The sequence below is a fragment of the Enterobacter sp. C6 genome, assembly GCF_008122455.1.
Classification (GTDB): domain Bacteria; phylum Pseudomonadota; class Gammaproteobacteria; order Enterobacterales; family Enterobacteriaceae; genus Enterobacter; species Enterobacter pseudoroggenkampii.
In genome coordinates this window covers 69,226-84,815 of sequence record NZ_QPFW01000252.1, presented here as the reverse complement: position 1 = coordinate 84,815, position 15,590 = coordinate 69,226, and the positions used below count along the sequence as shown (strand labels likewise).

Here is a 15,590-nt window from a genome sequence, read left to right as displayed (position 1 = left end):
TGATTTGTCTGTCATACCTCAGACCCTACACTTCGCGCTCCTGTTACGGTATGTAACAATTATTGAATAAAAATAACTCAATGAGGTTATGGTCATGAGCCAGAAAACCCTGTTCAACAAGACTGCGCTGGCAGTCGCAGTGGCACTCGTCTCCACTTCCGCATGGTCAGCGGGCTTTCAGTTAAACGAATTTTCTTCCTCTGGCCTTGGCCGCGCATATTCCGGGGAAGGCGCTATTGCTGATGATGCAGGTAACGCGAGTCGTAACCCTGCATTGATCATGATGTTTGATCGTCCGACCTTCTCAGCCGGTGCGATTTTTGTTGATCCAGGCGTTGATATTTCAGGTCGCTCCCCGACGGGCGCCAGCCTGAATGCGGATAACATCGCACCAACGGCATGGGTTCCAAACCTGCACTTCGTCGCGCCAATCAATGACCAGTTTGGCTGGGGTGCCTCCGTGACCTCTAACTACGGTTTAGCGACCGAGTTTAGTGATAACTATGCTGCAGGGGCGTTTGGCGGTAAAACCGACCTGGAAACTTTGAACCTAAACCTGAGCGGTGCTTACCGTCTGGATAGCCACTGGAGCTTCGGCGTTGGCTTTGATGCAGTGTATGCCAAAGCGAAAATCGAACGTTACGCGGGCGACCTGGGCAAAGTTGTTGCTGGCTCAGGTGCACTGCCGCCTGCTCTGGCGCGTCAAGTTGCGGGCATCCCAGCAGACACTCAGATCGCTTATCTGAAGGGTGATGAGTGGGGCTTTGGCTGGAACGCTGGCATCCTGTATGAACTTGATAAAAACAACCGTTACGGATTTACCTATCGTTCAGAAGTTAAAATCGATTTCGATGGCGATTATAAGAGTAGCCTGCCTTCTGCCTATAACCAAATCCTCGGCAACTTCGGCCTGCCGATGGGTACCAACGGCAGTACCACTGGCGGTTCTCTGAGCCTGCACCTGCCAGAAATGTGGGAACTGTCAGGCTATAACAAAGTGGCACCGCAGTGGGCAATTCACTATAGCCTAACCTACACCAGCTGGAGTCAGTTCCAGGAGCTGAAAGCAACTAACAGCAAGGGCGACACGCTCTTCTATAAAGATGAAAGCTTCAGAGATGCTTACCGCATCGCGCTGGGGACCACCTACTATATGGATGATAACTGGACGTTCCGTACCGGTATTGCCTTCGATGACAGCCCGGTACCTGCCGACAAGCGTTCTATCTCTATTCCGGATCAGGACCGCTTCTGGCTGAGCGCAGGTGCGACCTACGCCTTCAACAAAGATGCCTCGGTTGATGCCGGTATCTCTTATATGCACGGGCAAAAAGTTAACTTCAAGGAAGGTCCGTATGAGTTCTCTTCCGAAGGAAAAGCCTGGCTGTATGGTATGAACTTCAACTACGCGTTCTAATCGTACTGGAATCAAAAAAGGTGAGCATTGCTCACCTTTTTTATTTACTGTGAATCGATATCTTTTAGTTCGTTTTCGATAGCCTTCGCGTTTGGATTCTCTTCCGGCTTCAGCTTACCGCCGTTGGCGATAAAGTCATGATTCTGGAAGTACGCTTCACGCACCATAATGTACGGGTCAGAAGACTGGCGCAGCAGACCATCAGAGTCGAGCAGTTGCGCGCGGGTTTCAATCCCTTCCACCGTCCATTTACCCACCGACAGCGGCCAGGTCAGCCACGACAGAACCGGATACAGCGTATCGACCATATCGCCGCCGTCATCACGCACGGTGAAGCTGCCATAGAACGGCAGATGAACGTAAGGGCCGTAACCAACGCCATAATGCCCCAGCGTACTACCAAAACGGTGCGGCTGTTCACGCTGCAGTTTCGGGTTCGCCATACCTGCGACATCAATAAAGCCGCCCATCCCCAGAATGGAGTTCAGGAAGAAGCGAGTAAAGTGCACCATCCCCTGATACGGATCGCCCTGCAGGAAATAGTTCACCATTACCGCAGGCTCTTCGAGGTTGCTGGTAAAGTTACTTAATCCGTTACGCGCGGGCTGTGGAACATAATCGCGCCATGCTACTGCCACCGGGCGAACCACATACGGGTCCAGCACGTTGTAGTTGAAGCTATACATTGAGCGGTTAAATCCTTCGAGAGGATCGGAGCGTCCCGTTTGCTCACCGGAGCTGGCGCAGCCCACAAGCATCGTCGCGCCCAGCGCAAGCGCCGACAGCCGAAGTTTCATAAATATCTCCCTGTTCAGTATGGCTATCGTTGATTGCCATCCGTAACGGAGCCGTTGACGCTCCGTCTGTAAACGTGCAAGCGATTGTAACAGCACGTTTACCGATGTCTATGAGCACAATTACGGGCAGTAACCACCGTGACTCTGATCTCAGCATAGCCTGGCTTTTGGAATTCGTTTCGCTGGCAATTTTATAATGTCTTTTGAAAGAGATGTATCACCTTTGTTGCCATTGCCGCCAATTTAAGAGCATCCCCACAGGCATTCCGATAAAAGCCGCTACGCTTAACAAAAAGATCAACCTCCGGGAGCAAATATGAAAGACGTGGGCGAAGAAAAAATTGGCGAGAACAGTGAGGAACTTGAAATTGAAAGCGAGGAGAAAGCGCGCGGCGAGAAGATAGAAATTGATGAAGATCGCCTCCCCTCCCGCGCGATGGCCATCCACGAACATATACGTCAGGATGGTGAAAAGGAGATGGAGCGCGACGCGATGGCCCTCTTCTGGTCAGCCATCGCTGCCGGGCTCTCAATGGGCGCATCTCTGCTTGCGAAAGGGATATTTCATGTGCAGCTGGAGGGTGTGCCCGGCGGATTTTTACTCGAGAATCTCGGCTATACCTTCGGCTTTATTATTGTCATCATGGCCCGCCAGCAGCTGTTTACCGAAAACACGGTGACCGCCGTTCTGCCTGTAATGCAAAACCCCACCCTCGGCAATTTCGGTTTATTGATGCGTCTGTGGAGCGTCGTCCTGCTGGGTAATATCATCGGCACGGGCATCGCGGCCTGGGCGTTTGAATACATGCCAATCTTTGATGAACCCACCCGGGACGCGTTTGTGAAAATTGGCATGGATGTGATGAAAAACACCCCGGTGGAGATGTTCTCGAATGCCATCATCTCCGGCTGGATCATCGCCACAATGGTCTGGATGTTTCCTTCAGCGGGGAGCGCCAAAATTGTGGTGATCATACTGATGACCTGGCTGATTGCGCTCGCGGACACCACGCATATCGTGGTCGGTACCGTTGAAATACTGTATCTGGTCTTCAACGGTACGCTTCACTGGAGCGATTTTTTCTGGCCGTTCGCCTTACCGACGCTGGCAGGAAACATCTGCGGCGGAACGTTTATCTTCGCGCTGTTAAGCCATGCTCAAATCCGTAACGACATGTCGAACAAACGCAAAGCCGAGCTTAAGGCACGGGAAAATGATGATAAATCGACAAAAAAACCGACCTGAATGGTGACTCTTTGAGCAGTCAGGCGGCGATGCGCTTAACGCACAGTGTAAATAAGGCTATACTCGTGCCGCCTCGTCCCCTTAGTTAAATGGATATAACGAGCCCCTCCTAAGGGCTAGTTGCAGGTTCGATTCCTGCAGGGGACACTTTGACCTCCACGCGTTGATGAACACATTCGCCTGTCCGCCGCATAATTCACTGCGAAGAAGAATCTCTTTTTATTTGAGCGTAACGCGTTGCCAGCTGTTTAAGACGCAACTCCAGCTGGGTCTTTTCGGCTTCAGGAAGCACACCTCCTGCGGGATGTTGTGACAGGCGTCTGAGTTGTTCTTCAGCCGGTATTGTTTGGTTAAATGACTGTATAGTCGAAAAAACCACCGATTTAAGCTCACTCACCGTGATGTATTTTCCTTTTTGTTCATCCAGACTACTCAGCCGGTGGCTCAGTTGCTGAAGCTTCATCATTCCCTGATACCAGCTGTTCATGGCCTCAGCAGGCAACGCCGCCGCGTTAAATTTTTGCTGCCACTGTACGGCGAGCGGCTTTGCTTCCTCCGGCCGCAATGCCTGGAGTTGTGCTAACAACTGAAGGCTGTAGGAAATATTCCAGTCAGGAGGCAATTTATCCAGTCGGGCAAGCTGCTGCTGCGTTTCTGTGATAAACGTGGACGGGAAAGTGCCTCGCTGTGCTAACGCGTCTTGCTGAGCAGGTGTAAGCGCTTCAGGTAACGGTGCCAGCGAGGCAATGGCCTGAGTCGTTAAGGGATCGGGTCTGGACAGAAAGCCCCTTCCCCACGCTACGGCGACGCAGACCACCAGCATAGAACACATCCCGGCGACAAAGGGTTTCCATCCTCTGACCGACCCCTGCGCTGTCCTACGATCCTCTGCATTCGGCTGATTTTCCGGCTGCACAACATAGACCCATTTCACTTCGTCAACCGGTTCTGCCCTCTCCTGAGGAAATTCGCGGCCGGGCATCATGAGTGCATTCAGATCTGATGCGTCATTACTGCTTTCCAGCCGTTCAGCATTCGAACGTATCATTGTTTGTAACGTATCGAACTGGCTTAGGTGTTTCAGTTCAAGGCGCTGGAGCACCGAACTCAGCCGGGTAAGCAACGCTTCAGCACGATAAAGCTCACTAAGATGGCTGTTGTTGAGTGGAAGCATACGCATGCGCTGCTGCAGTCGCTGGCTCAGGCCGCTAAGAATTTCCAGACGAGTATGTAGCGTCTTCGGCCAGAAAACGTCCCACTGATGGCTAATCAGGGCCTCCAGAATCGCCAGCCCTTCGTTCAGGCCAGCCAATCCAGACAGGTGAGTCCGGGCAAGGGTGTACCAGGCCGCAGTCTGCAACTCCACACCGTTTTGTTCAAACAGAGAGAGACAGCGTTTTTCGACATATTGCCAGTTCACATCCGGGCGAGCAGGATGCGTCAGCTTGCTGAGCTCATCGCGGAGGGCGGCGTAATCTGGCAGCGTACGCGGGTCGCCGCCGGTTTTTAACGTTATATTTGTGGTCATCCTGGAGGGCCTGCATATCCGTGTGGTTAATTTCGTCAGTTGATGTGAAGGGCTATTTTGCGTTTAAAAGTGCAATGACTCAGAAATATCGCTATGGCAGCAGCGCTAAAATCAGACCGAAAAATACACCTTCATCAAATAGTTGTCCGGACCGGGATGAGGTATCAGGGGGAGTAAAGATCCAGCCATTTGCTTTCCCCACCCTCATGAACAGACGTCCTTGAGAAATCACCTTGTCCCCGGAATAGAAAGTCACCTCGACACAACCGGCGACGCCCTGTCCATACAGAAAGATCGGCATAAATTTGACCGCCCGGCTGTCATAGCGCAAAACGATACCGGAAATCTCAAAAACCCCGCCCTCCACCAGCAGATCCGGAACGGATACGGTCAGTGGTTCCACTTTCAGTCCCGTATCCGTCAGCCACGCGTCCATTTGATCCTGAAGCTGGGCCATTCGCTGGCGAAACTCTGCAATATCAGCCTGACTCTTGCTGATAGCAGGAACAGGTGCAGGTTGGCGTGCCTGCAACTTCTGCAGGAACTGTGATTTTACGGACATGATGTTATCGGACCTTATATACGGAGAGTGGTGTCGAGATATTGTTGTTGCCTGAGATGCCTTAACAGGACCCGTCCTTCGGGCATAAATTCAGTCCCGTAGCGCACCAGGCCACTCCCTTTAAGTTCAGCGTCAATGGCATAGCGCAGTTCACCGGGGACGTTCTGTTCCAGCAGGACAACGGTTATTTTTTTCAGGCGTGGTTCATATTTGAGCAGGACGGCAGACAATATGCCCATCAGCTCATGGGCCGTTCCCGGCATGCCCTGCAGGATTTTGGTCATATCCGGCAGGCCGTAGTCAGGCAAATGCGCCAGCGTGCCGGCACGACAGTTGAGGATACGCTGCATGTTATCGAGCACGGACAAAATGACCTGGTTCTGCTCGCTGACCTGATGCAGGTCGAGGCCGCCGGTGAAGTTGCCATAAAGTGTTTCATACAGTGAAGGACGGGATGACTCACTCATCTTTCAGCGCCTGCAGAGTCAGTCGATTGCTGCCCGCATCAATCACCCGGGCCTTCTCCGGATCAAGCTCATCGCGGCTCAATACTACACGCCAGCTGTTGTTCTCCTGGTCAGGTGACATAAACATCCCGGCCACTGCCACGTACTGCGCATCTTTTTCCATTGGCATATCAACCGTTACCGCCCCCCCCGGCTGCAGCCTTATATCTTTCTCCGCCACGAGGTCTGCCTTGACGGCCTGGCTGTCGTCTTTAAACAATGACGGGTAGTCCGTGCTGTCAAAGGTTTTGCGGTCTTTAAGCTGATAAATACGCACCACCGTCGACAGAGCGACACCTCCAGCATTGCTGTTCACGGCTTCACGGGCACGAATATCGAGATGCAGGATCTTCACCTGCTTATAAAAAATCGATTTAGTCACGGCGACAGTGCCGTCCGTAACACTCTGAGTAAGTCCACAGCCAGCCAGCATCAGCGTAATGCCTACAGCCAGCGTAACCAGAGGAAATTTACCAGCGGTAATCGCCATCTTCATCAGTCTCCTTGCGGTGAATGTTTTCCTGTACGCGCTCGTAGCGGCCAAGATTGATGGTTATTGTTTTTGGGTGTGATGTTGTCTTAGCCGCATTCAGCGGTCGCATCACGGCAGTGCGGCCCAGTTGCACTGCACCCGCTTTGGGTTGAGTGCTCGTTGTCGCGTCCGGCAGCAGTCTACGGTCGACACACAGCTGCAGGCGGACATCCAGGCGAGAGCCAAGATAGACGTGCAATAGCGCCATCAGATCCGTGTAAAGCACCCCGCCGGGCAACCAACCCGGTACTTCCACAGGGTCTGTGGTGGTCAGACGCATCAGTACCTGGCTGTTCACATCGGTGGCATAACTGCCCATCACCGGGCGATGCGTCAGTGTGACAGGCTGGCTAATGCTCATTCTCAAAGGTTTCTTCAGCGGTACCCGACGCCTGTCGTGGTGCCAGATTTTCGCCTGCGTATTAGGCGCCAGAAGACGTACCAGTGAAGCCATGCCTTCCGCAGTACGTCCTGGCAACAACATCACCGGCAGCAGCGCCAGAAAGCGTGAGGCAGGCGCCGCTATACTTTCTGTGCAGCCGTCAATCCCAAGCCCAGCCAAACCCAGCAGATACTGTGAAGTTTTGTCCTTACCGCCTTCTTCAAACGTTGCCGGATACGAATATTTACGCCAGATACGGTAGTACTGAGCAATCAGCCGGTGGTTGAAGATATCGAGGAAGTCCGCGTTAGCTTCGTACCCTTCCCGTCGCTGAGCGATGTCATCGATATAGTGCGTCGGCAGCGGAGACTCCACGCCGTAGAGCCCCATAAAGGTGGTACGGATCGTGGGGGGAAGGTGCGGATGTTCCGGTAGCTCTGCTCCTTTGATTTCAGAGGCTGGGAACCCCATCCCCGCATGGGGTCGGAAACGAACCGGCTCATGTCGCACCTGCCAGGTGCTGCCGGTGACCGGTTTATCCAGCTGGCTCTGCTCCAGTAGCTGACAGAAACGGTAAAAATTCATGTACGGCAGCCGGTCGCCCAGTTGAGCTATCAGCCTGGCAGACGCGGACTGTGATTCTCTTTCCACCGGATGCATTTTCCTTCTGGCTGAACAATGAGGGTAAGCTGGTTGAACTGGTTCATATCGGCATACAGCGCAAAGAATCGGTTGAGCATTTCACCGAACAGGTGAATATCACCCTCACCGGTGAAGCCGTTGCTGTCGAGGGTTACTTCGATATCCAGCCCCCGCAGCAGGTAGCCCTGTTCAAAGCGTTGAAGGCGATGATGCTTTACATGCTGAATCGCCTCCAGACGCCGGGTGTTCATTTCATCTTCCTGCCAGTTATACAGGGCAAGCGTGCCGCGCAGCACTTCGGCGGTACTCATCATGTTCAGGAAACCGGATCCCAGGTGGCTCAGAACCCGCCAGTGAAAGCGGTCTTCAGAAGGCGGATAGACTGGCAGCGTTGGTTTGCAGAGGTTACGTACTGAAAGTTGCGTACTCACCACCTGCTCACAGCGGTCAAGCAGTGTGCTCTGTAATGCCCGGCGTGGTAACTGACCGTTGGTGCCGGTGATTTGCAGCGACACGGCCTCACGCTCAAACAGGCGGTCATCTTCCCACTGGTGCCCGCCAAGGATAAGCCAGGTGTCATAGAGCCCGGTCACGCTGCGCTTAACGCGGGTGTGGTAATAACGGGGGGGAGCATAACGGCGCATCATCCCGCCCTTGTGCCTGAAGCTGCTAAACGGAACATACTCCGCGTCATTGGTGCGGTTTGAGCCAGTGACTGAATCCACCGAATAAATCTCGGTATGTCCGTCCTGCAGACGTTTTGGACGCAGCAGGTATTCGTTTTCAAGCCCGGTGATGGTGAGCGGGTCAGCCTCCAGCGTAAACAGGTTAATCACCGGCACGCAGTGGAGGCGAACCGCATCATCAGTGACCGGTAGGTCAGATGACCATGGCGTACTGAACACCACTTCAACATCAAAATACTCAGCCCCCGCTGGCGGCGTGATGCCCTCAAGGCCGTTAAGGTGGACAAACATAAACTTGTCGCGGAAGGTGAAATACTCCAGCAGAAGCTGGTAGCCGCTGAACGCGGTATCGCCTTTCGGCCACAGGCAGTCTTCGTCACGAAAGCCGCCCGGTGAGAAATATCCGTCAAGCCGGATACGGTCAGTTTGACCAGGCAGGCGCATATAGAGTGCGGCCTGCCGTTTGGTCAGCATAAGGTGTAGCTGGCTGCTGACCGGTGCATCCGCCCCAAGATAGAGGCTCAGGTCACTGAGGTCCGCATGGGACCAGTCCGCCTGTGTGCTGCAGGCAAAGCGCATTCGCAGTAACGAGCGCCCGTCCGGCTCAGTGGTCATAGTCACCCGAGAGATATTCAGCGGGTTGAGCATCACATCGCGGGTTGTGCGGTAACGGCAGACCGTGTTTTTCGGCCCCACCGGGCGGGAGTACACTTCCAGCCCCGCGGGCATCACCTCTGCCATCTTAACGGTCTGAAGCGCAGGCGTGAACGCGACCACCGAGAGTGACGGAATGGTCCGCAGGTAATGTGGCCAGAGCATACTGACCAGTCCTTCAGTCAGCTCCGGCAGATCGTCGTCAATCTTTTCGCGAAGCCGCCCCATAGAGAAAGCAAAGCCTTCAAACAGGCGCTCTACATACGGATCGGGTGTGCCGGCTTTATCCAGGTCCAGCATGGCTGCCCGGTCCGGATGGGTCTGGGCAAATTCTTTAGCCGCTTCACGGAGGTAGCGCATTTCCGCGTCGTAATAACGCAGAGTCAAATCTTCCATTTTTTTCTGCTCCTGTGCATTTAACCGCAAAGCACGGCACCACGTGCTGGATCGACAGCGATCAGCCCGGCAAGTAACTTGTCCATTAACGGCGTAAGTCGTGCCTTATCAGCCTCACTGCGGCCGGCTTTCAGGCGCAGGAGTTTCAGATGACGGGCCTGTACCTCGAACAGCAGCTCAGGCTCCCAGTTGCTGAGAGTCACGTCTCTGGCGCGATCCCCCAGTTCAGCAAACAGATGCATCGCCAGCTCATTTTTACCGTACTGCTCAGCAATGCGGCCCATCAGCAGACGTAACAGCCACTTCTGGCGATCGGTGGTCACACCCGGGCGCTTCTGTAGCCAGGCCAGCGCAGTATCAGGGCCTTCACTGTCCGCCAGCACCACGGCTTCTGGCTCCAGCGCCAGAATGTCATCAATGCCAGCAGACATCGGTGTGGATGGGGTGTCATTGCCCCACCCGCCAGTTGTGTCCATCACGCTTTGCTGGATCCAGTTCAGCGTGACTTCATCCGCAAATGGCGTTCCGTCACTGAACGCGAGCGTTTCCAGACCGGACAGGCGGGTCAGCAGCCCTTTCAGGTCAGCGGCAATAATGCCAGCCAGAGTGTCCTGACCTGATTTCGTTAGGGCCTGGTGGATGTACCACTGCAAATCCAGCCAAAGATGATTAGCACCGCGAGAAAAAGTGCTATCTGCCGTTTCAAGCATCTCTACCCAGTTCTGCTGCAGATAGAGACGCTTAAGTAACGCGCGCTGGTCTGCTCTTGGCGGTTCGATGCGGGTACGGCCCTGCGCATCCGGGGCCGGAATTGCCCGCAGAGTATCGTGACGCAGGCTCTTCATCAGATGGTGTGCGGACAGCCAGCCGTCCGGCTGTTCGCGCAGATATTCGGCGAGCGTGCGGGCCTGTGTCAGCAAATCCTGACCGGAGGTGATACGTCCGATGACCGGGGCATCGTAGTGGCTAGCAGTCGCAGGGGTTTCGCAGGCACTGGCGTTCTGCGGCACAACCGCATCCACACCACCCGCTTTCTGCAGGCGGCTTTCAAGAGCACCATACAGCGTATTGAGTTCCGGTCGGATTTCATCCGGCTCATTTTCCGTCAGTTGCTCTATCAACAGCAGTGCCCCGGTGGTACGTATCGCATCGTTCCTGACCACTTCGGGGTACAGGGAAAGAGAGTCAGTCATTCGCGATCCCGCCAGCCATTCCAGTGCCGCCTTACGGCTGCGCTCACGCTGTGGATGCAGTTGCGTACCAAAGCGCTCCAGCAGGCCGCACAGCAGTTCAAGACCTTCAGCGAGCCCCTGCTCACCTTCGCGGTGCAGCTTTGCCCAGCAGTAGTAGGTGGCCACACGGATATCTTTGGCGGTCGTGGTCAGAAGCTTCTCTGCAAGCTGGCAGATAAGTTCGGTATCTGCACCTGAGAGTTTGTTGACCTCCTCGCGCATCTGCTGAAAGTCATCGTCATAACCCGGGTCGTCACCCTGAGGAGATGGACCGGACAGCGGCTGCAGCCAGCTATCCCAGAGCCTAACCCGCTCACGGGTGGTCGCAAGGAGTGGTTCCTGCTCAGTCTGGCAGGCGCGGAGTAAAGCGTTGAGCGTGCTCATCAATATACGTCCTCTGTATCATTGCTTGCGCTGGCGACCTGGTCTGATGCTGCCACGCCTTTCGTGCTGAAGATGGTCTCTGGCAGGCGGAAATTACGCAGTTTCAGCAGCGCCAGAGGACCCTCTCCCGCTTCGGTACGCAGGGTGTAATTGAGTGTTCGACCGTCCTGCGCCGTCCAGCTCAGACTGTAGCTGCTACCCACGCCCGAATAAGCACTGACGGCAGCTTTGTCGAGCAGTCGTATCCAGCCCCAGACGCCTAGAATATCCGCATACTGACGGGTGCCTGCCTGGGTGCTTATCCAGCTCAGGTTCGCACCAGGAGCCTCAGTATCCTCAGGCCAGGTGAAGCGCTTCCAGGCTGGCATCTGGTTAACGTATATCAGCTTCTGGCTGTCGATAATCATGGTGGTCTGCATCACGCCATCGGCAGTACCTGGACGTAGTTCGAAGTTCATCCCTGCATTGCCTTCGGTGAAGGCCACATCGGAGATATGACTCAGGGTGTTAATGGCATTGAGGAACTCTGGGTTAAAGGCCAGCCCCTGCGAGTTGATGCTGTCCGGCACCCAGTGGTTTCCTTCTTTGTGCAGCACGCCTTTGAGACGGGTCTGCAGGAACTGAGCGATACGCCCGGAATCCGCGTTGAGGTATTTGGCCAGCAGCGGCAACGAGACATCACTACTTGAGTTGTTAAACGGATAGCGGCTACCAAAGGCACTGTTCCACTCAGCCACTACCGCCTGCTGCCACTGGGCATTGAGGCTGTTGGCCGCAGGGGTCAGCACCTGCTGCCAGGCCTGCTCCATTGGATTCACAAACACCGTTCGGCCAAAGCCGCTCCACTCCTGCCCCAGACCGGCGGCAATCAGGCTGCCGTAGTCGCGGGTTTCGGTGAGGTCCACAGCTTTACCCTGAAATACGGTCTGGGCAATGGTCTGGGTCATCGCCTGCGGGTCGGCGGCATTGGTCACCTGCTGCAGACGCAGACGCACCTGCGTCACACGTGTCAGATACGACTGCAGACTCTGCTCTTGTGCTCCCGTGCGGCTTTTATCCATCAGTGCCAGGACCGGGCCAAAGGTCGCATCAAGCGGGCCATGAACACCGGCACTTTGGTCAATGGCATCTTTGTTGTCGCCACCCAGCAGATTTTTGGCTGATTTCACCAGTGAATCTGATATCGCTTCGCCTGTCTGTCCGGTACGCCCCTGAACATTCAGAGTGTTCATCAGCGCCACCAGAGGCGACTGACGCACGTCGGCCATCAGGGTCAACTGGTCAATGGAGTCCGACAGCGTGGTGGCCTGGTTCCAGCGCAGGCTGTTGAGGAATTCCAGCCAGGCGCCGCCAAAATCGGCAAAATAACGCTCCGTCAGGCGATTTTTAAGTGCTTCCGGGGAGATTTCATCCTGCTTATTGACCGGACGTTTGCTGTCAGTCAGCACCCAGTCGAGCTCGTCCCGGCGCGCCTTCACCACCTTCTCGATGGCGGGCTGAACGGCCTGCTCCCAGGCCTGACGGGTAAACATGCCAGGTACAATTTCGGTGGTGCTGAACAGGCGGGCAGCATCGGTATCACCTGTCATATCTTCAAGACGCATATCCACATACAGATGTGCCACCTGTGAAAGCATTTTCTGGTACAGAGTCGATTCGCTATTACGCACCCCCATCAGGCGAACCAGCAGGGAACGCGCCTGGCTGACCATGTTTTCATCAGCTCGCAGTTTCCACTCAGCATGTGTGACCAGTTGTGCACCATAAAACGACAGCAGCGACGGGGCCACGCCTAGCCAGATACCGTCCTTCACACCGTCACGCTTCAGCCAGTCCTGAAGCAGCACCGTGCTAAACCAGGCACCATCCATATGCTCAGGACGCGCCAGCATCAGGTAAAGTTTCAGCTGGTCATAGGTCGCTTTTGCCCTCTGCTCGCGCAGCGGGCTATCCGGAGGCAGCGCGTTAAAGGCACTGACCTGCTTCTGCAGATGGTCTGCAGCCGCATCCCGCAACAGCGGCAACGCGCTGTCCTGATAGCGTGGCCAGAGTGCGGCCAGCAGGGCGTTATTCTGGCTCAGCCCGGCCTTTTCATACCACGGCACGCCATGCTCAGAGCGGTACTGCAGACGGGCCATGGTTTTCTGAAGTTCAGACAGCGCGTGCAGGCGCTGCTCCAGCGGCTGATTCTGTAGGGCGGCAAGTGCGGTCTGGGCATTCGCACCTGCAATCTGGCTGCGGTTGGTGACATACGCGATGCCCATCCACATAACCCAGCTCACCATCGTGAGCGCAGCAGCAGATGCCATTACCTTGCGCCATGGAATACCGGGCTTGCGAGGACGCAGCCCGTCAGGAAGCGTCCGGACTGATTCAGGCAGAACATTCCAGCGCTTATCCATGCCCCAGTGGTGCGGCACAGTGCGTTCTGCACCGGCTGAAGGCTGACTGAACACCACACCGGCCAGCGGCAGCGGGCGATACGGATTGAGCATCACCGACAGCGGTGCGGTCACGCTTTCCGGCTCACGAATGAGCTGATCGGCAAGGGACAGCAGGAAGTTATGCCTTACCTCGTCACAGGTCTGCTGCACACCCTGTGAGGTCAATGCCGGCGTCAGTGCCGCGAGTTGCTCAGCCAGCGCTTCCAGACTGCATCCGGCGGGCAGCAGACAACCTGTCGCCTGCACGATGCGGCCTTCCGGCTTACCGGCGCGCGGATGTAGGGACCAGACGTACAGGGGGAGTTTCCAGCCAAGCGCATCCATGCGGTTACTGATGGCATGAGACAGGGAATCCATGATGCTTTCAGAGGGAACCGGTAACGGTTGCTCCAACCCCGGCGCTAAAAGCCTATCAAATGCTGAGGTGACCCACACCATGCCATCCACCGGACGGCGGCGCAGCTTACGCAGTGCGGTCAGCCAGACACTGTCGGCTGGGGTGTTGAGGTCACCGCCCCACAACAGCAACGTGCCGCGATCTTCCTGCCAGAGCTGGGTGGTGAGGCCGGGAGTCAGTTGCTCAACTTCAGCCGCCGTACCGGTTATCAGGAGGATGCGCGTTTTGCGTCCCCAGCGACGGCCATAGAGGTTGCGCATAGCAAGGTGGAGAATATTAATCGTTTCACTGCATTTTCCTTGCTCCGCACGCGATATGTGTTCCGTTTGATGACTTTTCCCGGTTAATTCACGAAGCTGTTTCATAAAACTTAAAGAAATAAACCATTGCCACAATCGGACAAATAAATCGTCACAGAGTAAAATGAACAAACATAAGCCCGAGACAGCCAGGGAAGCCGCCATTTTTTTCTCTGGAGAACGAAGATAAACAAAGGGATTTTCAGTCCATATCAGTCCACCGCCTATAGCCGCAATTAGCAGTACGACTAGCCAGGTACTGAGGCGTTTTTTCTTTTTCACATCACTATCCTTTGCGTAGCATTATGCAGGGCGGACAATAGCCATTTGGGTAGTTCGAGCGCCAACAAGTAACCACTGAGGCAAACCCGAAGTAACAGCATGTTCGCAAGCGCAAATCAGCGTTATATTGCCCACTGCAGCAGCTGGCCTGCCAAAGGCATCATCCAGAACCTGCTCCCCTTTTTTAGCAGTTAAAAATCCCCACTTGTCCATCATCTGAAGAACAACGGACAGTGCATCGTTTTTCACCTGGGCCCGCCAGAAATACCAGGGTAATCCCGAAGTTACTTTTCCCCAATTTGCAGTATCCGCAACACTATTTTCGGCATCTCCCACAACAACTGGGCGGTGTATCCACGCTTGCGGTTTAATATGCAGCCGCTCCATGCACAAAGGAGAAGCCAGCAATAAAGCGGATACCGATTCCGCCTGTCGATCGCGGGCCAGTAGAAATAAATTGATTTCAACGGAAAGGAGCAGCGTATCATCCTGTTTGTCGAGCCACTCATCTACCCACATCAATCCATTGTTTTCGGTACTGATGGTAATGTCGTTAACAGCATGTAATTCAGGAAAAGCTCTTCGCCAGGTAGTGAAAATTTGCTCATCTTTCAACACGCCATCATGATGAAGGCGAACAACGAAGTTACCGGTGAATTTTGCTATCTCTCCGTGTAACTGCTGGCTAACGCGGGTCAGTACCACATCCAGGAAGGACAGATACTCGGCTTCATTACGTACTTTCGATGCCGTATGGAGTGAGGCCGAAGTCAGCGTGGACTGAAGAGATGGATAATAGTTTGTCTGAAGTGCATTTGATCCCTGCAAAAGTGCTGCAGCAAGTTTGTTACTGGCAACAGGCGTGGTATAGCTCATCCCAAGCACTCCAACGGCTTGCTGCCCCAATAAAACTTGTTCATTATGCTGCTTTTGGTGTAAATGATTCCACCACATCACGCGATCTCGTTCGTTCTCATAGTGCCTTAATCTGGCAATATAACCGGCCATTCCCACCGAGAAAGGAATAAGAAGCGAACAAAACCAGAACCAGGCGGAATGCGTACTCAACCCTTTTGGCCAAAAAGAAAGCACCAATAAGGCTCCCGCAATCAGGATAATAACAATCGCTAGAACCCAGCGAGACTTACTCGGAGGAACGGGTAATGGCTCTGCCTTCGGGATCTGTTTAAGATCAACTGGCATA

Annotated in this window: 12 protein-coding genes and 1 tRNA gene; 3 read left to right on the top strand and 10 right to left on the bottom strand. The window is 54.5% G+C overall.

What is annotated here, in order from left to right:
• Positions 1-94 precede the first annotated feature (94 nt).
• Positions 95-1,417: a long-chain fatty acid transporter FadL gene (fadL, locus tag DOU50_RS23220; protein ID WP_194266166.1), complete on the top strand. Its 1,323-nt coding sequence runs from the start codon at positions 95-97 to the stop codon at positions 1,415-1,417.
• A 44-nt stretch (positions 1,418-1,461) separates the two neighbouring features.
• Here fadL and mlaA read toward each other — a convergent pair whose 3' ends face one another.
• On the bottom strand, positions 1,462-2,214 hold the full coding sequence (gene mlaA, locus DOU50_RS23215; RefSeq protein ID WP_024907657.1) for a phospholipid-binding lipoprotein MlaA: 753 nt from the start codon (positions 2,212-2,214) through the stop codon (positions 1,462-1,464).
• 316 nt (positions 2,215-2,530) lie between these two features.
• On the opposite strand from mlaA, the gene DOU50_RS23210 reads away from it, so the two are divergent.
• Positions 2,531-3,460 carry a formate/nitrite transporter family protein gene (locus tag DOU50_RS23210; protein WP_048992644.1) on the top strand — a complete coding sequence of 310 codons (930 nt, stop codon included), beginning with the start codon at positions 2,531-2,533 and terminating at the stop codon, positions 3,458-3,460.
• Between the two features lie 75 nt (positions 3,461-3,535).
• Positions 3,536-3,607 (top strand) — tRNA-Arg (locus DOU50_RS23205).
• Between the two features lie 49 nt (positions 3,608-3,656).
• Here DOU50_RS23205 and DOU50_RS23200 read toward each other — a convergent pair.
• The 9 genes from DOU50_RS23200 to DOU50_RS23160 all read right to left on the bottom strand — a co-directional run bounded on the left by DOU50_RS23200 (position 3,657) and on the right by DOU50_RS23160 (position 15,589).
• The gene (locus DOU50_RS23200; protein ID WP_148770447.1) at positions 3,657-4,988 is read right to left on the bottom strand and encodes a VasL domain-containing protein; all 1,332 of its coding nucleotides are present in this window, start codon (positions 4,986-4,988) and stop codon (positions 3,657-3,659) included.
• A gap of 91 nt (positions 4,989-5,079) precedes the next feature.
• Entirely contained in the window at positions 5,080-5,550 is a 471-nt protein-coding gene (locus tag DOU50_RS23195) for a hypothetical protein (protein ID WP_148770445.1), read from the bottom strand.
• 14 nt (positions 5,551-5,564) lie between these two features.
• A complete protein-coding gene (tssE, locus tag DOU50_RS23190) occupies positions 5,565-6,017 on the bottom strand; it encodes a type VI secretion system baseplate subunit TssE (RefSeq protein ID WP_090420003.1) in 453 nt (150 codons plus the stop codon).
• On the bottom strand, positions 6,010-6,546 hold the full coding sequence (gene tssJ, locus DOU50_RS23185) for a type VI secretion system lipoprotein TssJ (protein WP_194266165.1): 537 nt from the start codon (positions 6,544-6,546) through the stop codon (positions 6,010-6,012). The genes tssE and tssJ overlap by 8 nt, the downstream gene beginning before the upstream one ends.
• Positions 6,527-7,630 (bottom strand): type VI secretion system baseplate subunit TssG, encoded by a 1,104-nt coding sequence (gene tssG, locus DOU50_RS23180; RefSeq protein WP_148770441.1) that lies wholly within the window; start codon positions 7,628-7,630, stop codon positions 6,527-6,529. The genes tssJ and tssG overlap by 20 nt, the downstream gene beginning before the upstream one ends.
• A complete protein-coding gene (gene tssF / locus DOU50_RS23175; RefSeq protein WP_061714702.1) occupies positions 7,585-9,348 on the bottom strand; it encodes a type VI secretion system baseplate subunit TssF in 1,764 nt (587 codons plus the stop codon). The genes tssG and tssF overlap by 46 nt, the downstream gene beginning before the upstream one ends.
• Positions 9,349-9,368: 20 nt before the next feature.
• Positions 9,369-10,964 (bottom strand): type VI secretion system protein TssA, encoded by a 1,596-nt coding sequence (tssA, locus tag DOU50_RS23170; RefSeq protein WP_148770439.1) that lies wholly within the window; start codon positions 10,962-10,964, stop codon positions 9,369-9,371.
• Positions 10,964-14,386 carry an ImcF-related family protein gene (locus DOU50_RS23165; RefSeq protein ID WP_148770437.1) on the bottom strand — a complete coding sequence of 1,141 codons (3,423 nt, stop codon included), beginning with the start codon at positions 14,384-14,386 and terminating at the stop codon, positions 10,964-10,966. Before DOU50_RS23165 ends, tssA begins: the two co-directional genes overlap by 1 nt.
• 21 nt (positions 14,387-14,407) lie before the next feature.
• Complete coding sequence (locus DOU50_RS23160) at positions 14,408-15,589, bottom strand: hypothetical protein (RefSeq protein WP_061714699.1); 1,182 nt, start codon at positions 15,587-15,589, stop codon at positions 14,408-14,410.
• Position 15,590 lies beyond the last annotated feature (1 nt).